The organism is Actinoplanes sp. NPDC049681 (genome assembly GCF_044465265.1).
GTDB lineage: Bacteria > Actinomycetota > Actinomycetes > Mycobacteriales > Micromonosporaceae > Actinoplanes.
In genome coordinates this window covers 620,004-638,085 of record NZ_JBITLP010000003.1, presented here as the reverse complement: position 1 = coordinate 638,085, position 18,082 = coordinate 620,004, and the positions used below count along the sequence as shown (strand labels likewise).

The 18,082-nt window shown below is 70.1% G+C and carries 19 protein-coding genes; 14 read left to right on the top strand and 5 right to left on the bottom strand.

Annotated features, from left to right (window positions below):
* Positions 1 to 58: 58 nt before the first annotated feature.
* The 12 genes from ACIBO8_RS12835 to ACIBO8_RS12780 all read left to right on the top strand — a co-directional run bounded on the left by ACIBO8_RS12835 (position 59) and on the right by ACIBO8_RS12780 (position 12,294).
* Entirely contained in the window at positions 59 to 1,726 is a 1,668-nt protein-coding gene (locus tag ACIBO8_RS12835; protein WP_396115304.1) for a GspE/PulE family protein, read from the top strand.
* Positions 1,727 to 1,855: 129 nt separating this feature from the next.
* Positions 1,856 to 2,983 (top strand): type IV pilus twitching motility protein PilT, encoded by a 1,128-nt coding sequence (locus ACIBO8_RS12830; protein ID WP_396115303.1) that lies wholly within the window; start codon positions 1,856 to 1,858, stop codon positions 2,981 to 2,983.
* A 1-nt stretch (position 2,984) separates the two neighbouring features.
* On the top strand, positions 2,985 to 4,217 hold the full coding sequence (locus ACIBO8_RS12825; RefSeq protein WP_396115302.1) for a type II secretion system F family protein: 1,233 nt from the start codon (positions 2,985 to 2,987) through the stop codon (positions 4,215 to 4,217).
* Positions 4,218 to 4,321: 104 nt separating this feature from the next.
* Complete coding sequence (locus ACIBO8_RS12820) at positions 4,322 to 4,807, top strand: prepilin-type N-terminal cleavage/methylation domain-containing protein (protein WP_396115301.1); 486 nt, start codon at positions 4,322 to 4,324, stop codon at positions 4,805 to 4,807.
* A 70-nt stretch (positions 4,808 to 4,877) separates the two neighbouring features.
* Positions 4,878 to 5,663 (top strand): prepilin peptidase, encoded by a 786-nt coding sequence (locus ACIBO8_RS12815; protein ID WP_396115300.1) that lies wholly within the window; start codon positions 4,878 to 4,880, stop codon positions 5,661 to 5,663.
* Between the two features lie 17 nt (positions 5,664 to 5,680).
* Positions 5,681 to 6,706: a type IV pilus assembly protein PilM gene (pilM, locus tag ACIBO8_RS12810; protein WP_396115299.1), complete on the top strand. Its 1,026-nt coding sequence runs from the start codon at positions 5,681 to 5,683 to the stop codon at positions 6,704 to 6,706.
* Positions 6,706 to 7,419 carry a PilN domain-containing protein gene (locus ACIBO8_RS12805; protein WP_396115298.1) on the top strand — a complete coding sequence of 238 codons (714 nt, stop codon included), beginning with the start codon at positions 6,706 to 6,708 and terminating at the stop codon, positions 7,417 to 7,419. Before pilM ends, ACIBO8_RS12805 begins: the two co-directional genes overlap by 1 nt.
* Positions 7,420 to 7,445: 26 nt before the next feature.
* Positions 7,446 to 8,000, top strand: coding sequence for a hypothetical protein (locus ACIBO8_RS12800; protein WP_396115297.1), 555 nt, complete (start codon positions 7,446 to 7,448; stop codon positions 7,998 to 8,000).
* 5 nt (positions 8,001 to 8,005) lie between these two features.
* Positions 8,006 to 8,227 (top strand): hypothetical protein, encoded by a 222-nt coding sequence (locus tag ACIBO8_RS12795; protein WP_396115296.1) that lies wholly within the window; start codon positions 8,006 to 8,008, stop codon positions 8,225 to 8,227.
* 76 nt (positions 8,228 to 8,303) lie between these two features.
* On the top strand, positions 8,304 to 10,064 hold the full coding sequence (locus ACIBO8_RS12790; RefSeq protein ID WP_396115295.1) for a putative Ig domain-containing protein: 1,761 nt from the start codon (positions 8,304 to 8,306) through the stop codon (positions 10,062 to 10,064).
* Positions 10,064 to 10,732 (top strand): type II secretion system protein J, encoded by a 669-nt coding sequence (locus ACIBO8_RS12785; protein WP_396115294.1) that lies wholly within the window; start codon positions 10,064 to 10,066, stop codon positions 10,730 to 10,732. Before ACIBO8_RS12790 ends, ACIBO8_RS12785 begins: the two co-directional genes overlap by 1 nt.
* Positions 10,729 to 12,294 carry a ricin-type beta-trefoil lectin domain protein gene (locus ACIBO8_RS12780; protein WP_396115293.1) on the top strand — a complete coding sequence of 522 codons (1,566 nt, stop codon included), beginning with the start codon at positions 10,729 to 10,731 and terminating at the stop codon, positions 12,292 to 12,294. Before ACIBO8_RS12785 ends, ACIBO8_RS12780 begins: the two co-directional genes overlap by 4 nt.
* Position 12,295: 1 nt before the next feature.
* Here the strand turns inward: ACIBO8_RS12780 and ACIBO8_RS12775 are convergent, their stop codons facing one another.
* Positions 12,296 to 12,892 carry a MerR family transcriptional regulator gene (locus ACIBO8_RS12775; protein WP_396115292.1) on the bottom strand — a complete coding sequence of 199 codons (597 nt, stop codon included), beginning with the start codon at positions 12,890 to 12,892 and terminating at the stop codon, positions 12,296 to 12,298.
* Positions 12,893 to 12,915: 23 nt separating this feature from the next.
* Positions 12,916 to 14,208, bottom strand: coding sequence for a PQQ-binding-like beta-propeller repeat protein (locus ACIBO8_RS12770; protein WP_396115291.1), 1,293 nt, complete (start codon positions 14,206 to 14,208; stop codon positions 12,916 to 12,918).
* A gap of 75 nt (positions 14,209 to 14,283) precedes the next feature.
* On the opposite strand from ACIBO8_RS12770, the gene ACIBO8_RS12765 reads away from it, so the two are divergent.
* Positions 14,284 to 14,934, top strand: a complete 651-nt coding sequence (locus tag ACIBO8_RS12765; protein ID WP_396115290.1) for a GntR family transcriptional regulator — start codon at positions 14,284 to 14,286, stop codon at positions 14,932 to 14,934.
* Between the two features lie 4 nt (positions 14,935 to 14,938).
* Here the strand turns inward: ACIBO8_RS12765 and ACIBO8_RS12760 are convergent, their stop codons facing one another.
* Positions 14,939 to 15,838 (bottom strand): LLM class flavin-dependent oxidoreductase, encoded by a 900-nt coding sequence (locus tag ACIBO8_RS12760; RefSeq protein WP_396115289.1) that lies wholly within the window; start codon positions 15,836 to 15,838, stop codon positions 14,939 to 14,941.
* A gap of 71 nt (positions 15,839 to 15,909) precedes the next feature.
* Positions 15,910 to 16,095 carry a hypothetical protein gene (locus ACIBO8_RS12755; RefSeq protein ID WP_396115288.1) on the bottom strand — a complete coding sequence of 62 codons (186 nt, stop codon included), beginning with the start codon at positions 16,093 to 16,095 and terminating at the stop codon, positions 15,910 to 15,912.
* Between the two features lie 152 nt (positions 16,096 to 16,247).
* On the opposite strand from ACIBO8_RS12755, the gene ACIBO8_RS12750 reads away from it, so the two are divergent.
* On the top strand, positions 16,248 to 17,600 hold the full coding sequence (locus ACIBO8_RS12750) for a serine/threonine-protein kinase (protein WP_396115286.1): 1,353 nt from the start codon (positions 16,248 to 16,250) through the stop codon (positions 17,598 to 17,600).
* Between the two features lie 4 nt (positions 17,601 to 17,604).
* Here the strand turns inward: ACIBO8_RS12750 and ACIBO8_RS12745 are convergent, their stop codons facing one another.
* A complete protein-coding gene (locus ACIBO8_RS12745) occupies positions 17,605 to 18,042 on the bottom strand; it encodes a hypothetical protein (protein WP_396115285.1) in 438 nt (145 codons plus the stop codon).
* Positions 18,043 to 18,082: the final 40 nt, after the last annotated feature.

Here is an 18,082-nt window from a genome sequence, read left to right as displayed (position 1 = left end):
CGGCGGGAGTGTCCGATGGGACAGACGTAATCCCCCGGTCATACGTCGTGAGGATGTCATGGATCAGACCTTCCGCCCGTTGCTCGACGCCCTCAAGCAGATGGGCATCGAGGAAGACGCGGTGGACGCTGCGGCCGAGGAGGCGCAGAACAGCGGCCGATCGGTCCGGGCGGTGCTGCTCAGCGCGCGGGTCGTCACCGAGGAGCAGCTGACCGAGGCTGCCGCGTACGCGTTCGGCATGAACACCGTCGACCTGGCCAGCTACCCCATCGACCCCACGGCCCTCAGGCGCATCCCGCTGCCGGTCGTCCTGCGGCACCGGGTGCTGGGCCTGCAGATCACGGACGGCGAGCTGGTCGTCGGCGTGACCGACCCGGGCGACGTCGTGGCGCTGGACGACGTCCGCGCCGCCACCGGCATGACCGTCCGCCCGGTGGTGGTGGCCCGCAGCGAGGTCCGCCGCATCATCGAGCGCCTGCAGCGCGAGGACAGCGACCTCGGCGACCTGGCCGACGACCCGCTGGACGACCAGGCGGGCATGACGGCGCAGGCCACCACCTCCGACGACGCGCCGATCGTGCGGTACGTCAACAGCCTGATCGAGCAGGCCGTCCAGAACCGCGCCTCCGACCTGCACCTGGAGCCGACCGAGGACGGGCTCCGCGTGCGCTACCGCATCGACGGCGTGCTGCACGAGCTGGACATGGTGTCCCGTGGCGTCATGTCGGCGCTGATCTCGCGCCTGAAGATCATGTCCGGCGTCGACATCACCGAGAAGCGGGTGCCGCAGAACGGCCGCATCACCGTCATGATCAGGGACCGGAAGGTCGACCTGCGTACGGCGACGCTGCCGACCGTCTGGGGCGAGAAGATCGTGCTCCGGGTGCTCGACACCGGCGGCATCGACCTCGACATGGAGAAGCTGGGCTTCACCCAGCACAACCTCACCCGCTTCGCCGAGTCGTTCACCAAGCCGCACGGCATGGTCCTGGTCACCGGCCCGACCGGTTCCGGCAAGTCCACCACCCTGTACGCGACGCTGGGCCGGATCAGCAAGCCGGAGATCAACGTCATCACGGTCGAGGACCCGGTCGAGTTCCGGCTGCGCGGCGTCAACCAGGTGCAGGTCAACGCGAAGGCCGGGCTCACCTTCGCCGCGGTTCTCCCGGCGATCCTGCGGTCCGACCCCGACGTCGTGCTGATCGGTGAGATCCGGGACGGCCACACCGCCCAGATCGCCACCGAGGCCTCGCTGACCGGTCACCTCGTGCTCTCCACGCTGCACACCAACGACGCTCCCGGCGCCGTCACCCGCCTCACCGAGATGGGCATCGAGCCCTTCCTCGTCGGTTCCTCGCTGGACTGCGTACTGGCCCAGCGGCTCGCGCGGCGGCTCTGCGACTGGTGCAAGGAGGCGTACGCACCCACCGAGCAGGAGCTGGAGGCGGCGCGCTGGCCGATCGAGGACCTGAAGATCCCCGAGGTGCTGTACAAGCCGATCGGCTGCCGCGACTGCGCCAACACCGGCTACCGCGGCCGCATCGCGCTGCACGAGGTCATGCCGGTCTCAGCCGAGATCGAGACGCTGACCATCCGGCGCGCCTCCGCGGGTGAGATCCGCGAGGTCGCCGTCGACCAGGGCATGTACGACCTGCGCGCGGACGGCCTGGCGAAGGCGGCCGGCGGCCTGACCTCGGTACGCGAGGTCTCGCGCGTCGCCGTCTGACACGGCGCGGCAGGGTACCGCGGACGGGCCGGTACCGCGCATTTCTGGCGGAAAAGCTCCTAAAGCCCTCGATCGCGGTGCCGAATGGGGAGACGTCAGAGGTTCACGAGGAGATTGACGGGGCAGCGGATGTACACGGTCGATCAAGAACTACCGCAGGAGGCCGCTCCGGCGGAGCCCGCCGCGGGAGATTTGGCCGTGCTGGACCAGATGCTCGTCTCGCTCGTCGAGGCGCGCGGGTCCGACCTGCACCTGACGGTGGGCTCCCCGCCGATGATCCGGGTCGACGGCGGTCTGCGCCCGCTGCCCGGCTACGGCAAGCTCAACTCGGCGGACACCGCCCTGCTGTGCCGGGCCGGCGTCTCCGCGGCCCAGTGGGAGACGTTCCGCCACGAGCAGGAGCTGGACTTCGCGCACAGCATCGTGGGCGTCTCCCGGTTCCGCGGCAACCTCTACATCCAGCGCAACTCGTGCGGCGCGGTCTTCCGGGCCATCCCCCACAAGATCAAGCCGTTGGACGAGCTCGGCATGCCGGACTCGGTGAGCCGCTTCGCGCACCTGCCGCGCGGTCTCGTACTGGTGACCGGCCCGACGGGTTCCGGTAAGACCACGACGCTGGCCTCGGTGCTCGACCTCGCCAACCGCAGCCGGGCGGCGCACATCATCACCATCGAGGACCCGATCGAGTTCCTGCACCCGCACAAGCGCAGCGTGGTGAACCAGCGCGAGGTCGGCTCGGACACCCAGACGTTCGCGCAGGCCCTCAAGCACGCCCTGCGGCAGGACCCCGACATCATCCTGGTCGGCGAGCTGCGCGACCTGGAGACCACCGCGACGGCGCTGACCGCCGCGGAGACCGGCCACCTGGTGCTGGCGACCCTGCACACGCAGAGCGCCACGCAGACCATCGACCGCGTCATCGACATCTTCCCGCCGCACCAGCAGCTGCAGATCCGCGCGCAGCTGGCGGCCAGCCTTCAGGGCGTCGTCACGCAGGCGCTCGCGCCGCGCGCCGACAACAAGGGCCGGGCCGTGGTGTGCGAGATCCTCACCGCCACGCCGGCCATTCGGAGCCTGATCCGCGAGGGCAAGTCCCACCAGATCCCCTCCTTCATGCAGGCCGGCGGCAACGACGGCATGCTCGCCTTCGACCAGCACCTGGCCGAGCGGGTCCGCGAGGGCGTCGTGTCGCTGCAGGCGGCCCTGGAGATCTGCCACTCGGCCGACGAACTCAAGCGCCTCATCGGACGGGTGTGACATGCCGGCGACCAAGACCTTCCACTACAACGGCATCGACTCGACCGGCCGCAAGACCAAGGGCACGGTGGAGGCGGCCAACGATGCGGCCGCCATGCACATGCTGAAGCAGCGCGGCGAGATGCCGCTGAACCTGACCGAGGCCGGCCAGGGCCTCAACATGGACATCAAGATCCCGGGTCTGGGCGGCCGGACGAAGCTGAAGGACCTCGCGATCTTCGCGCGGCAGTTCGCCACGATGACCGGGTCGGGCATGTCCCTGCTGCGCTCGCTGGCCATTCTCGAGGAGCAGACCTCGGCCCTCAGCCTCAAGAAGGCGGTCGGCGAGGTCAGTGCCGACGTGTCCACCGGCGTCGCGCTGTCGGCGGCGATGGCGAAGCACGACAAGATCTTCCCGCGCCTCATGATCGCCATGGTCCGCGCCGGCGAGGCCGGCGGTATGATCGACCAGGCTCTCGAGCAGGTCGCCGAGAGCATGGAGAAGGACACCGCACTCCGGGGCAAGATCAAGGCCGCCCTGACGTATCCCGCGATCGTGCTGTGTTTCACCTTCGTCATGATCGGGGCGGTCCTCAAGTTCATCGTCCCGATCTTCGAACAGATGTTCAAGAATCTCGGCGGTGAGCTACCCGCCATCACGCAGTTCCTCGTCGACCTGAGCCACAACATGGCGTGGATCGCCCCGACGTTCCTGGGCGTGACGATCAGCAGCGCGGTCCTCTACAAGCGCCAGCTGCGCACCAGCGCCGATTTCCGGTTGAAGGTCGACACGATCAAGCTCCGGATGCCGGTCTTCGGGCAACTCCTCGGCAAGCTGGCGATGAGCCGCTTCTCGCGCAATCTGGGCCTGCTGCTCAACGTCGGCGTGCCGGTGATGCAGGCGCTCACCGTGGTCGGCGAGACCACCGGCAATGAGGTCATCAACCGAGCCATGCAGGACGTCCAGTCCGCCGTGCGCGACGGCCAGCCGATGTCCTCGGCCCTGCGCCACCACAAGGTCTTCCCCGCCATGGTCACGCAGATGATCGAGGTCGGCGAAGAAAGCGGTCAAATCAGTCAGATGCTCGACAAGGTCGCCGATTTCTATGACAGGGAAGTCGACAGCGCCGCCGAGTCCCTGGCGGCCTCGATCGAACCGATCATGGTGCTCGTCATGGGTGGCGTGGTCGGCGGAATGGTGATCTGCCTGTACCTACCGATGTTCACCATCTACCAGAACATCCAGAGCAACTAAGGCCCTGGAGCAGTGACCGACCGGTCTCCGGTCGACGTCGGGCGCCCGAGCCCGGACAACCGCATCCCCGCCCCAACCCTGACGCCACAACGGAGGCACGTTCCATGCAGGACATCATCAACCGGCTGCGCGCCAAGAAGGACGACGAGGGCTTCACGCTCATCGAGCTCCTGGTCGTCGTGGTCATCATCGGCGTGCTGGTCGCGATCGCCGTCCCGGTGTACCTGAACTACCGCCAGGGCGCCGCCGACAAGTCGGCGCAGTCCGACGTGCGCGGCGCGGTCAGCGCGGTCGAGCAGTGGTACACCGACAACGGCAACAAGTACCCGGAGTCGAGCGGCGTGAAGGACAAGAGCTTCAGCCTCGACAGCAGCGGCACGACCAACCAGATCACGCTGTCGGACAACACCAAGATGAACTACGTGAAGATCACCGGCAGCGGCACCTCGGGCAGCTACAAGATCTGCGCCACCAACGAGGGCGGCACCGGCAAGGTCTACATGTACGACAGCTCGAAGGGTGGCTCGGTGAAGGCGGCTGCCGGCGACAAGCCCAAGGTCGACGACTGCGCGGGCCTCACCACCAGCTGATCGTGTGCCGAATGGCGCCGACGCCGGCGCCGTTCTGAGCCAAACACCGACGAGAACGAGGAGGACCACCATGCCCCAGCCGTTGCTGCTCGGCGTCGTGGCCCTCCTCGGTCTCGCGGTCGGCTCGTTCCTGAACGTCGTGATCTACCGGATCCCGCGGGGAGAATCGCTGGTCCGGCCGGGCTCGCACTGCCCACAATGCGGCGCTACCGTCCGGAACCGGCACAACGTGCCGGTGTTCGGCTGGCTGCTCCTGCGGGGCCGCTGTGCCGACTGCCGCACCAGGATCAGCATCCGCTACCCGCTGGTCGAAGCCGGCACCGCGGCGCTGTTCGTGGCGGTGGCCGCCAGATTCGGCTACTCCTGGGCACTTCCCGCCTACCTCTACCTGGCGGCCGTCGCCGTCGCACTCGCCCTGATCGATCTGGACGTGATGCGGCTGCCCGACGCCATCGTGCTGCCGTCGTACCTCGTGGCGGTTGCCCTGCTCGTGCCGGCGGCACTGCTCGGCGACGGGACGACCCCGATCCTGCGAGGACTGGCCGCCGGCGCGCTGCTCTGGGCCGTCTACCGGCTCCTGGCCCACTTCGGCGGGATGGGCTTCGGTGACGTCAAGCTCGCGCCGCTGCTCGGCTTCTACCTCGGATGGCTCGGGTGGGGCCCGGTGGCGGTGGGCGCGTTCGCCGCGTTCCTGCTCGGCGGGCTCGTCGGCGCGGCGCTGATGGCGACCCGGCTGGCCGGGCGCAAGAGCAAGATCCCGTTCGGCCCGTACATGCTCGCCGGCGCCTTCCTGGCCGTGTTCGCGGCGGCACCCATCGCCGACTGGTACGTCTCCCTGTTCACCCCCATCGCCTGAGGAGAAGGAAGGAACCGATGGCTGGCGTCACTCCGATCGGGCTCGACATCGGCTCGTCCTCCATCCGCGCGGTGGAGGTCCGCCGCACCAAGGACGAGTACAACCTGACCAACTTCGGTCAGGTGCCGCTCCCGCCCGGCACGATGCAGGCCGGCATCCCGGCCGAGCCGCTCGCCGTCACGTCCGCGCTGAAGCAGCTCTGGGCCGCGTGCAAGTTCTCCACCAAGCGCGTCGTGCTCGGCGTGACGAACCCCCAGCTGGTGGTTCGCGAGGCGTCGGTGTCGAACCTGCCGGCCAAGGAGATGCGCCGCTCGCTGCCGTTCCAGGTACGCGACATGCTCCCGCTCGCGGTCGAGCGCTCGCTGCTGGACTTCCGGCCCCTCGAGGAACCGGGCGACAACCCGACCATCCGAGGGCTGCTCGTCGCCACCCCCAAGGACGCCGTGATGGATCTGGTGCATGCCGTCGAGCGCGCCGGCCTGCACGTCGTCAACGTGGACCTGGCGTCGTTCGCGCTGCTGCGCGCCGCCTCCCGGCTGGACGCCCAGATCGAGGCCATCGTCGACGTCGGGGCCGCCGTGACCAGTGTGGTCGTGCACGCGGACGGCGAGCCGCTGTTCGTGCGTACCGTTCCGCGGGGCGGCACCGAAATCACCGAGAGCATCGCCACCCGGCTGGGCATTCCGCCCGCGGAGGCCGAGGCGATCAAGTGCCGCTACGGGCTGCACGGAAACGAACGCCCGGACAGCGCCACCGCGGTCGGCGACGCGGTCCGGCCGCTCATCAGCGAGCTGCGCAGCTCGTTCACCTACCTCGCCTCGGGCGAGCGGCAGAAGCAGGTGACCAGGATCGCCCTGTGCGGCGGCAGCGCCCTGATGCCCGGGCTGGCGGAGCACGTGCAGAAGCAGCTCGGCGTCTCGGTCGTGTACGCGGACAACGCCAGCCGGCTGCGTGACACCCGCAAGGCGAAGCAGCGCGGCTTCGACGGATTCCTGCCCTCGGCCGCGGTGTCGATCGGCCTCACCCTGGGAGTGGCAGCCTGATGGCCACCACCTTGATGCCCGTGGACCCCGCCGTCACCACTCAGCGGATCAACCGGGTGCTGAACATCTCGGCGAGCCTCCTGCCGGAGGAGATCGTCGCCGGCCGGCGTGCCCGCCGCGTGCGTACCTGGGTCATCGTCATCGTCATCATCGTCGCCGGCCTGTGCGGCGCCTGGATCGTCGCTGCCAACCGCGACAAGCAGGCGGCCGACGAAGACCTGACGGCGGCTACCACCGAGGTGGCCAAGCTGCAGCGGGCCCAGGACAAGTACGCGACCGTGGTGCAGCTGCGCAACGAGACCGACCTGCTCAAGGGGCAACTCAAGAGCACGATGGCCAACGACCTGGACTGGGCGGATCTGCTCACCATGCTGCGCACCACCGGGGATCCAGTGAACATCGACGTCACCGGTATCAACGGCTCCGTGGACGACGCGGAGGAGGGCAGCAAGTCATCGTCCGCCGGCACGCTCCCGAGCACCAGTGAGTCCGACACCATCGGCAGTGTGACCGTCACCGGCACGGCGCCCGACAAGCAGGCCGTCGCGGCGTACGTCGACGCCCTCGCCCAGCAGACCAAGATCGCGAACCCGTACGTCACCAGCGTCACCACCTCGAGCGACAAGGTGAGTTTCAGCCTCTCCGTCGACATCACCCGTAATGCGCTGTGCGGGCGGTTCGGCGACCCTTGCAAGTCGACCGGGGGTAAGTGATGCGGGGCCGTACCGATCGCCTATGGATGATCATCGGCGTCATCGTGACCGCCGTCCTGATCGCGGTCACCTACTTCGGCGTAGTGAGCACCACCAAGGCGGAGGCCGCGGAGCTGGCGAGCGAGACCGAGGAGCGGCAGGCGCAGACCATCGACCTGCGCAAGCGGGTCGCCAAGCTGGCGGACGAGAAGAAGAACGAGAAGTCGCTGACCGCCACGCGGGACACCTACCGGGATGCTCTGCCCTCCGGGTCCGGCGTACCGGCCTTTCTGCGCCAGCTCCAGGCGTCGGGCACGTCACTGGACGTCGACGTCAGTGGCATCTCCGTCGGCATCCCTTCCGAGCTGAAGGCGCTGCCGGGCGTGTGGTCGATCCAGATCCAGCTCTCCGCCGAGGGTGCGGTCGACAACCTCTCCGCATTCCTGGACTCGCTCCAGGGCAGTGGCCAGAAGCGTGCGGTGCTGATCCAGACGGCCAACCTGGAGGTCAGTGCGGAAGGTGGAACCCGGCTGAGCCTGACGGTCAGCGCGTTCGTGGCGCCGCCGGCCGGATCGGGTGCCCCCGCCGTCACGACGGACTGACGCCGGTGGGCGACATCGAGGGCGCCATGCAGACACCGGACGGGTCCTGGCGCGTCGAGGTGGTACGCCGCCGCGGCACCCGCTGGTATCGCATCGTGCACGGTGAGGACATCCTGGACTGGCTCTCCATCGCCGCGGTGGAACGCATCCTCGACGAGGCGGGCGTCGAGCGGCATCTCCTCGAGGAGGTGGACCCGGGCGCCCTGCCGCCGCGGCGGACAGCTTGATGCCCGGGAATCCTCAAGTCGGCGGGCTCTCCCGTCGATAGGAGCGGTGTAGGCCCTACACCAGCGAGGACGAAGCATGCCGATGGATCCAGCCGTAGCCGGCGCGCCGCGGCGCATGCGCGCGTCCGGAGACGGCGGGTTCTCGCTCATCGAGGTGCTGATGGCGATCGCGGTCATCACCACGGTGATGACGGCCGCCGCGCCGTTCCTGGTCACCTCGGTGGTGGCGACCGACTCGCAGAGCGGCCAGAACGTCGCCATCCAGCTGGCCACCGACGCCTTGGAGCGGGCTCGCGCGCTCACCCCGTCGTCGCTGCTGTCGGGCCGCGGCGAGCTGGCCGTCAAGAAGCAGTGGACCGACGCGCCCGCCGCGGTGAAGCGCCACCTCGACAAGATGCGGATCGCCTGGGGCGAGGGCCTGACCGGCTCGTCGGCCGGCACCGACGCGCCGTTGCCGACCGCCGCCTACACCGTTCCTAAACAGCAGCCGACGGATCCGACGTACCAGCAGAGCTGGTACGTGGGCAAATGCTGGCAGGCCAAGCTGACTTCCGCTGCGACACCCGACCCCAGCACCGGCGCCGTGCCCGTCGGCGAATGCACCGCGCCCGCGGACCCGTCGGTCATTCCCACCGGCCCGGAGTTCGTCCGGGTCCTGGTGGCGGTGACCTGGACGCAGCGCCGCCCCTGCCCCGAGAACGCCTGCGTCTACGTCGCCTCCATGCTGGCCAGCGTCGGAGCCGACCCGACCTTCGACGTCAAGCAGCCGGCGCCCGTGATCAAGGACCCCGCCGACCAGACCAACTACACGGACGACGCGGTGAGCCTGCAGATGACCGTGACCGGCGGCACGCTGCCGTTGAAGTGGTCGGCCACCGGGCTGCCCAACGGCCTGAGCATCAACCCCGACACCGGCCTGATCACGGGTACGCCATCGGCCGGCTCGTACCCGACGGTCGAGATCACCGTGTCCGACAGCGAGCTGCCGCAGAAGCGGAGCGACAAGTCCACCTTCGGCTGGACCGTCATCCAGGCGCCCATGCTGATCAACCCGGGCGACCAGCAGACCCGGCCGAGCACCCCCGTCAACCTCGCCATGGCCGGAGCCGGGGGCAAGCAGCCCGTGAAGTGGTCCGCCACCGGCCTGCCGGCCGGCCTGACGATCAACGCGACGACCGGTGTCATCTCCGGGACCACCTCCGCGGCGGTCCAGGCGTACTCGACCACCGTCACGATGACCGACGCCGGCACGCCCGCCCGCGCGGTGTCCGTCTCGTTCGTGTGGCGCGTCGCCATACCGCTGACGCTCTACAACCCGGGTCAGCAGACGATGACGATCGACGACTACATCGACTACACGCTGGTCGCGACGGGCGGGACGGCGCCGTACACCTGGCAGGGGCAGAACCTGCCGGGCGGATTGTCGATCAACGCCGCCACCGGCCGGGTCACCGGCACGGTGACGAACGGCAGCCGCTACATCACCACCATCACGGTCACGGACAAGACCGGCGCCACCGCGACCATGGACGTGGTGTGCATCGTCGACAACCGCACCGGCGCCGATCTGCGCGTGACGGTTCCCGACCCCACGACCAACCCGGATCGGAGCACCCCGGTGAACACGACGATCACGTCGTTCACCGCCGACTCGTCCGGCGCCAACCCGCCGTCGCACACCTGGACCGCCACCGGCCTGCCGCCGGGCGTGACGATCAGCTCCGGTGGCACGGTCAGCGGCAAGCCGACCGTGAAGGGCAAGTACACGGTGACGCTCATCGTGACCAGCGCCGTTCCGGACACCGCGAAACTGATGTTCGTCTGGACGGTGACCTGATGCGACGGGGCCGCCGGCGGCCGGACGACTCCGGGACGTCGCTGGCGGAACTGATGGTGACCATGGGGATCATGTCGGTGGTCATGGTGCTGTTCACCGGCGCGATCCTCCAGGTGTACAAGACCGTGTCTGCGACGGACACCCGCAGCGACGCGCAGAACCAGCTCGCCCGCGCCTTCCAGCGCTTCGATCAGCAACTGCGCTACGCCTCCTGGATCGGTGACCCGGCCAAGGCCACCAGCGGGACCTGGTACGTGGGGTTCGCCGGCGTCGACCCCACCGACTGCTACCAACTCCGGTTGGTGCCCGGCGACAGCGGGAAGCCGGGCGTGCTCCAGCTCTTCAGCTGGAAGGCAGGCCTGCCGCCGGCCTCGGGGACGGTGGGGCAGACGCTCGCCTCGCAGATCGACATGACCGACACGCCGGCCAATCCGTTCAAGCCGTTCACCAAGCACGCCTACGGCGCGACCCCGTTCGCCACGGCGACCCCGACGCCCGGGGCCACACCGATCGGCGGCAAGTTCGAGTCCAAGTTCCAGATGCTGCGGATCCAGCTGACCGCACGGACGGGCGCCGGCCTGGCCCGCATCGATGCGACGTTCACCGCGCTCAACACCGGCAAGGACACGCCGGACTCGCCCGCCTGCAACGAAGGGAAACCGTCGTGAGGAACCCGTTCCGGCGCCCCGGACGCGGCGACGAGGGCTCGATGCCGATGGCGATGCTGGTCAGCATGGTGGCCATGGGCATGAGCGCCACGCTGGTGCCGGTCGTGGTCACCCAGTACACCACCACCCGGGTCGTGGACGCCCGTACCGTGTCGCTCGACGGCGCGCAGGCCGGGATCGACGTGGCCCTCGCTCACCTACGCGCGGCCGGTTCGCCCGGCAAGGACGCCGACGGCAATGCCGTGGTCCTCGGCAAGCTGGCGGACCTTCCCCCCTGCAATCTCACGGGGAGCCAGGACACGGGCGGCCTACAGGACACCTCGTCCGCCACCGCTACCCTGCGCTATCGCGTCTCGATCAAGTACTTCGGCATCGTCGGCACCGCCACCACGGCCACCGAACTTCCCTGCCCGCCGACGGCCGTACCGAAGTACGCCGTCCTCAAGGCGGTCGGCGGCCGGGGCGCCACCGTCCCCGACTTCGGCGACCCCGGCACGCGCACCATCGAAGCGACCTACACCTTCAAGACCAACAACAAGAACATCGTCGGCGGCCAGATTCCCCTGGCGTCGCCGACGAGCCCCACCCAACTCTGCATGGACGCCGGCCTCAACAACACACCGAAGGCCGGTGACATCGCATGGGCGCAGCCGTGCGTGGACGGCGGCTCCGACGACCAGCGCTTCGCCTACACCGCGGACCTCTACCTCCAGGTCGTCAACCCGGATGCGGCCGCAACATCGACCGGCATGTGCCTGGACGCACCGCTGCCGCACGTGAACAACACCCCGATCAAGTTCCAGCCGTGCCTGAGCCCCCGCGCCGCACGGCAGCAGTGGAGCTTGGACAACAACGGAAACTTCCAAGGCACCTCCGACGGGGTGAACCTCGACGGCTACTGCATCAACGTCCAGACCGCCGGCACCGCGAGCCAGCTCGTGGTCGGCGGGTGCGGAGGCGTGTCCAACAAGAACGTCTTCCGTCCCGAGGCTGCGGCGGGCGCCGGCATGGCGTCGGCGAAGACCAACCAGCTGGTGAATTACAAACAGTTCAGCCGGTGCCTCGACGTGACCTACTTCGATGCCACCTACTCGTACATGATCGTGTGGTACTGCAAGCAGGCCCCGGACGGCGCCGTGGGCTGGAATCAGCAGTGGACGATTCCCGCGATCTCCTTCGACCCGAAGAACCCGGTGACCGGGCTGATCAAGACGGCTGGCACCGGCAATCCCAATGCCTGCCTGAAATCCCCGGGCAACACGACGGGATACGTCACGATGTCGCCTTGCAGCATGGCAACCACGAAGAACTACCAGTGGACGGTGTTCGGTGACACCAACGACTCCACGCTGGACTACGTCATCCGGGACAGCTTCGGATACTGCCTCACACCCACCGCCCTGTCCGGGCCGAACAAGGACACCCACGTCGACGGCACCGCCAAGGTCAAGATGGCCGCCTGCAACGGCGACGAGCTGCAGGCATGGAATGCGCCACCGGCCTACAACGAGCCGTTGGCACTGACCGAGACCAAGGAACTGGTCATCACCAAGACCAAGTGACTCAGGGCAGGGCGGGCCGGCTGCGCTGCAGCTCGGCCCGTTCCTCCGGGGTCATCGCGTCCCACATCGCCTGCCGGCGCTCCCCCATCTCCTGAAGCTCCTGCGGGCTCCACCGCGCGGCCGCTTCCCGGCGTGCCGCGGCCATCCGCTCCAGTTCCTCAGGCGTGTACGTGTGTTCCACCGCAGTCATCCCCTCGATGAGCCTCACCAGCACCGCCGCGGACGGGTCGCCCGCCGCGTCGAACCGTTCCAGCACCGCCCCGAGTCGATCGCGCAGGGCGGTCGCCCGCGCGATCCGGTCCGAGACCTGGTCGAGTTGCCGCCGGAGCAGTTCCCGTACGTCCCCCGCCTCCTGCGCATCGAGCAGCGCCGCGATCTCGGTCAGGCCGAACCCGAAGCCGCGCAGGGCCACCACCCGGTGCAGCCGGCGAACCTCGGCGGCGGCGTACCGGCGGTGCCCGGCCGGGCTGCGCCAGGACGGGCGCACCAGGCCGATCTCGTCGTAGTGGTGCAAGGTCCGCACGGTCAGACCGGTCGCCGCGGCGAGCTCGCCGACGCTCCACGTGACCTCATGCGTGCTTGCGCGGAGGACGCCCATGCCGACGACGCTAGGCCCTGCCGCTACGTGAGGGGCAAGCGCCAGACCCCGGTCGGCCCGGCGGTCGTCGGGCACGCCAGGTACGGCACCCGCGCCACACACCCGTACGGCGCCGTGGACTCCAGCGATCCCGCGGTGTGCACCTGACCGTTCGCGACGCTCACCCAGACACGCCCCGGGATCTCGGTGTCCGTACGCAGCCACACCCCGCCGAGCACGACGGTATTCCCCAGCCGCCGCAGCACCGCCCCCGTCGACGGGTCGATCATGGCCGACTCGGGATCCTCCGACTGGTCGTACGCGATCAGCCCCTGGGGTGTGAACCGCGCGGCGCTCCAAGCGGGGTCGGACCAGAGCACCGAGCCGTCGGCGGGATCCAAGGCGCTGACCCAGCGGGTGTCCGAGATGCACAGCACCGGGCCGCAGCCGTACACGGTGCCGACGGGTCCGCCCTCGACCCGCCAGTCGACGGACAGTGCCGGCAGCCCGTACGCGGTCAGCGAAGGTCTCCCCCGCTCCCGCCGCGACACGTAGACGCGTGGCCCGGCAACCGTCACCGCCACGAAGTCGGCCAGGACCGCGTCGCGCAGCTGCGTCGGCGGGCGTACGCCCAGATCGCCCTCGCCGAGCAGCGCCCCGTCGGCGAACCGCAGGGTGGTGACGTGCCCGTCCCTGCCGATGACCACTATCCGGTCGGGGGTCTCCTCGAGGTCGTTGCCGATCTCCGAGCGGCTGTCCACGACCCGGCTCCAGAACTGCCCCCCGGTACGCGCGTCGACGAGCGCCAGCCGGGCGGTCGTGTCCCCGATATCGGTACGCAGCAGCACCTTCCCGTTCACGAGGGTGAGCGCCGAGGTGGCCGCCGACTCCAGGTGCCAGAGGATGGTGCCGTCCGCGGCGTCGAGGAACGTCATCCGGGGATCCGAGCCGGAACGGGCGAGCAGCACGCCGGCCGCGGCGTCGATGGTGAGCGCCTGCACGTTCTGCGGGACGGCGGTCGCCCACGACTGGGTGCCGGCCGGAAGGTCGTAGCGGCGTACCCCCGACTCGCTGTTGGGGTTCGGCCCGAAGGTGGCGGTGTAGAGCGCGGACGGCCCGAGCGTGAACGCCGCGGCCGCCGTACCCCCGGCCGACAGGACCCGCGCCATCCTCGGTGCCGGCGGCGCCGCCGCGGCCAAACCGAGGAGCACCGCGGTCAGCACGCCCAGCAGCAGGACCGGGCGCGGCGGCACGAGCTGCCGGTGGAGCGCTCCCGGCTCGGCGCGGGCAGGCGTCGGCGCCACATCGAGGTCGATCAACGGTACGGCGTCCGGCACCCGTTCAGCATGCCCCGGATTCCCCTCGCCCGGGTACGTCCGCCACCGCTTCGTGACGGTGAGTAGGCTGCCCGTATGTCCTATACGGTCCCGCCGACCCGTACGGCCGCCGTGGTGCGCCAGCTCCGCAACGAGATCGTCACGGGCGAGCTTCCGCCCGGAACCCTCATCAAGGACGCGGAACTCGCCGCCCGCCTCGGCGTCAGCATCACACCGGTCCGCGAGGCGATCGCTCAGCTCTCCGTCGAGGGCCTGATCGACATCGCACCCAACCGCACCCGCCACGTCACCAAGGTGACCCAGAAGAACGCCCTCGAGCTCATCGACGTGATGGGCGTACTGGCCTGCGCCGGCTTCGAATGGGGGGTCGAGAACCTCACGGCCACCCACATCGATCTCATGCGCCAGCGCCAGCGCGAGTTCGTCGAGGGTCTGCGCGCCGGCAATGTGCTGGCGGCCGGCGCGGCCGGTGCCGACTTCAGCACCATCGCGATCCTGGCCAGCGGCAACCGCGAGCTGCAGACGATGGTCGACCTCGTGGTCGCCCGTACCCTGCGGATCCTGGCCATGGGCGCGGAGAGCGATCTCTGGCAGACCTGGATCACCGGTCACGAGGAGACCCTGTGCCTGCTCGACCGCGGCGACAACAAGGGTGCCGTCGCGCGCTACAAGCAGATCTACGCCGACTTCCGGCAGAAGGTCGAGCGCGAGCTCTTCCAGGAGTGAGCCGTCAGGCGAGTCGCGGCAGCAGCGGCCCGAGCAGATCAAGAGCATTCCGGCGTACGGCGTAGCGCGTGATGCCCCACCGTTCGCGGTGCCGGCGCACCGCCGCGACGATCTCGTCCTCGGTGCCGACGAGCACGAACGGCACCTCCGCGAGGTCGCCGACGCTGATGCCCATCCGCTCGGCGTGGCCGGCCAGCACCGCCTCGGCGTCGTCGGTGACCTCGACCATCTGCACGAGCGCCTCGAGAGCCGCGTCTCCGCCCGAGCGGGCCAGCTCGACCTGCGCGTCGATCTCGGCGAGACGCCACCGTGCCTCGTGCTGGTGCCCGTCGGCCTTCGTACGCCCGAACCCGGTCAGTCCCACGACGTCCGCGTGTTCGCCGGCCCAGCGCAGCAGCCGCGAGTTCGCCGTGCCCACGAGCAGCGGCACCCGCTCCCGCACCGGCCGCGGCTCCTCGAGCACGGCGTTCAGCATCGTCAGCTCCGGGCCGGCGACCGTGACCTTCTCACCCGCCAGCAGCCGTACGGTGGCATCAGCGACCGCGACGCACCGGTCGACCCGCCCCCGCACCCCGGGCCGCACCCGCCCGACCGCATCCCACTCGGCCGGCGTGTGGCCGGCTCCCATACCCAGCACCGCCCGCCCGCCGGAGACAACGTCCAACGTGGCCACGTCGGCGGCGAGCAGCATCGGCTCCCGGATCCCGGCGTTGGCGACGTACGACCCCAGCTGGATCGTCGAGGTGATGGCGGCGGCCGCGGCAAGGGCGACGAAGGGAGCCGCGCACGACCCGGGGTGGTCGGCGGCGAGAAGAGTGTCGAACCCGGCGGCCTCGGCGCGCCGCGCGAGGTCCAACCACTCGGCGGCGTCGATCGGCTGTGCCTGAAGCGAGAAAGCGGCCATGCGGTCGATTCTGGCGGCGATCCCGGGCGCCCGCCGCCCCGGCGGAGGCGGTTCCGCCGACAGCGCAACCGTCAGCCGAGGCGGTCGGCGACCGGCTCCCGGCGGGCCCGCAGGAAGGTCCGGTTCTGCGCCCACCGCTCGGGGCACATCCCGCTGCGCCGCAGCGACCGCAGGCCGGCCTCGGCCGAGTAGACGCCCAGCATGCCCGCCGCCCCGGCCACCACGGCCTGAAAAACCTCTGCCCACGTCAGCAGCACGATTCACTCCCCCAGTAGCCCTACCGCTCCCGATTCGGCGCCGCGGCCGTCCTCCTGACGGCCGCGGCCGCCAAGCTACCGAACGCCATCCATCCCGCTACCGACTCGCATCCCATCCGGCATGCTGGGCCCTGTTCTCTATTCTTCGATGCATGATCGCGCCCCAGCAGATCGGGCCCTACCGTGTCGAACGGCTGCTCGGCACCGGGTCCTTCGCCACCGTGTGGCTGGGTCACCACGCGTCGCTCGGCGCCCGGGTCGCGATCAAGGTGCTCGCCGAGAACTGGAGCCACGACCTACGGGTACGCGAGCGGTTCCAGGAGGAGGCCCGGCTGCTGTGGCGGCTCGATCACGAACGGGTCGTCCGGGTGCACTCGCTGGGTGAGCTGCCGGACGGCCGTCCGTACCTGGTCATGACCTGGGCCGACGGCGGCAGCCTGCGCGACCGGCTGGCCGAAGGCCCGGTGCCGGTCGGCAGCGGCCTTCGGCTGCTGCAGGACATCGCCGCCGGTGTCGGTGTGCTGCACGAGAACGGCATCGTGCATCGGGACCTGACCCCCGGCAACATCCTGTTCCGCTCCGGACCGGCGGGCGGGGAGCGGGTGCTGATCGCGGACCTGGGCCTGGCCAAGGCGCTCGCCGCGGCCTCCGGGCTCACCGCCCGGGCCGGCACTCCCGGCTACATGGCGCCTGAGCAGGACGACCCACTGTCGATCGTGGACACCCGCACCGACGTGTACGCCCTGGGCCGCCTCGGCGAACGGCTTCTGGCGGCGCGGACGGACGTTCCCCGGTCACAGGTACGGCTGCGGGCGGGCGTACCTGTGGGGGTCGCCGACGTGCTGCGTACCGCGACCGCGCACCGGCCTGGTGACCGTTTCCGCGACGCGGCCCAGTTCGCCGCCGCGCTGGGGCGAGCCACCACGGCCGATGACCGGTCCCGATCGCTTCGGCGCCGCCGGCCCTTGGTGGCGGCGGGGCTGCTGCTCGGGGCGGCGCTCACCGTCACCACCCTGGGTGCGGACGCCGCCGGCGGGCGGTTCCCGGCGAGCGCGAGCGACACGACCGGGCGGATCACCGTCGCACTGCCGCCCGGCTGGCGCGGCGACGGCCAGGGCTGGGAGGGACAGCGGGATGCCGACGGCCGCCGCGATCCGGCCCTGGTGATCTCGCCGGCGCCCGGGCGGTGGTTGTCCGACCCGAAGGTGCCGGGAGCCTTCATCGGGGTGTCGCGTGGCCTCGGCCGGACCGATACCCCCGCAGCATTCGTGGCCGGCCGTCGCCATGCCCGGTGCACCGCCGACCCGGTGCGGACCAGTCGCGCGGCCGGCGTCGACTGGGTGGTGGCTCGGCACGCGTCGTGCGAGGCCGGCAAGCCGGTCATCGTCGAGGCCGCCGGGGTGGTTCCCGGCGGCGAGGGCCTCGTGTACGTCCAGATCGCACCGCCGGCGAGCAGCCCAGCGGCGTTCGTCGACGCGCTGCTCGCCGGGATCGAGGTGCACTAGGGCGCTACCGGCGCACCACCACCGTGATTTCGGCCGTACGGTCGTCCTCGCCCTGGGGGAAGCGCAGCGTGACAGTGCCGGGACGCACGAACTGGATGCTGTGCACCCCGCCCCCGTAGAACCCCTCCACGAGCGAGTCCGGGGCCGCGTCCAGCAGGCCGGGTCCGAGGTTCCGCAGCCGTAGCCTGCCACCGACGCTGATGCAGAGTGACGGCGGCAGCGGCTGCTCCTGCGCGTCGATCGCGGTGTCGACCGCACCGAGGCACGCCGGCGCCGTCGTGGGTGCGGACTTCGAGGGGGGTGCCGAGAACGCCACGGCTCGGGGCGGCGCATCGACGGGCAGCGGAGACACCGGTTCGGATCCGCAGGCGGCGGTCGCCGCGGCCACGCAGAGGGCGAGCGAACCCAGCGTGGCGAGTCGGCTGATGGAGGGGCGGTGCATGACGGTGGCTCCTTCGGTCGTCGAACCTTGCACCCTGTTC

Coding starts and splice junctions, on each gene's coding strand:
- ACIBO8_RS12835 (WP_396115304.1), top strand. CDS start 59: ATGGATCAGACCTTCCGCCCGTTGCTCGACGCCCTCAAGCAGATGGGC.
- ACIBO8_RS12830 (WP_396115303.1), top strand. CDS start 1,856: ATGTACACGGTCGATCAAGAACTACCGCAGGAGGCCGCTCCGGCGGAG.
- ACIBO8_RS12825 (WP_396115302.1), top strand. CDS start 2,985: ATGCCGGCGACCAAGACCTTCCACTACAACGGCATCGACTCGACCGGC.
- ACIBO8_RS12820 (WP_396115301.1), top strand. CDS start 4,322: ATGCAGGACATCATCAACCGGCTGCGCGCCAAGAAGGACGACGAGGGC.
- ACIBO8_RS12815 (WP_396115300.1), top strand. CDS start 4,878: ATGCCCCAGCCGTTGCTGCTCGGCGTCGTGGCCCTCCTCGGTCTCGCG.
- pilM (WP_396115299.1), top strand. CDS start 5,681: ATGGCTGGCGTCACTCCGATCGGGCTCGACATCGGCTCGTCCTCCATC.
- ACIBO8_RS12805 (WP_396115298.1), top strand. CDS start 6,706: ATGGCCACCACCTTGATGCCCGTGGACCCCGCCGTCACCACTCAGCGG.
- ACIBO8_RS12800 (WP_396115297.1), top strand. CDS start 7,446: ATGATCATCGGCGTCATCGTGACCGCCGTCCTGATCGCGGTCACCTAC.
- ACIBO8_RS12790 (WP_396115295.1), top strand. CDS start 8,304: ATGCCGATGGATCCAGCCGTAGCCGGCGCGCCGCGGCGCATGCGCGCG.
- ACIBO8_RS12785 (WP_396115294.1), top strand. CDS start 10,064: ATGCGACGGGGCCGCCGGCGGCCGGACGACTCCGGGACGTCGCTGGCG.
- ACIBO8_RS12775 (WP_396115292.1), bottom strand. CDS start 12,892: ATGGGCGTCCTCCGCGCAAGCACGCATGAGGTCACGTGGAGCGTCGGC.
- ACIBO8_RS12765 (WP_396115290.1), top strand. CDS start 14,284: ATGTCCTATACGGTCCCGCCGACCCGTACGGCCGCCGTGGTGCGCCAG.
- ACIBO8_RS12760 (WP_396115289.1), bottom strand. CDS start 15,838: ATGGCCGCTTTCTCGCTTCAGGCACAGCCGATCGACGCCGCCGAGTGG.
- ACIBO8_RS12750 (WP_396115286.1), top strand. CDS start 16,248: ATGATCGCGCCCCAGCAGATCGGGCCCTACCGTGTCGAACGGCTGCTC.
- ACIBO8_RS12745 (WP_396115285.1), bottom strand. CDS start 18,042: ATGCACCGCCCCTCCATCAGCCGACTCGCCACGCTGGGTTCGCTCGCC.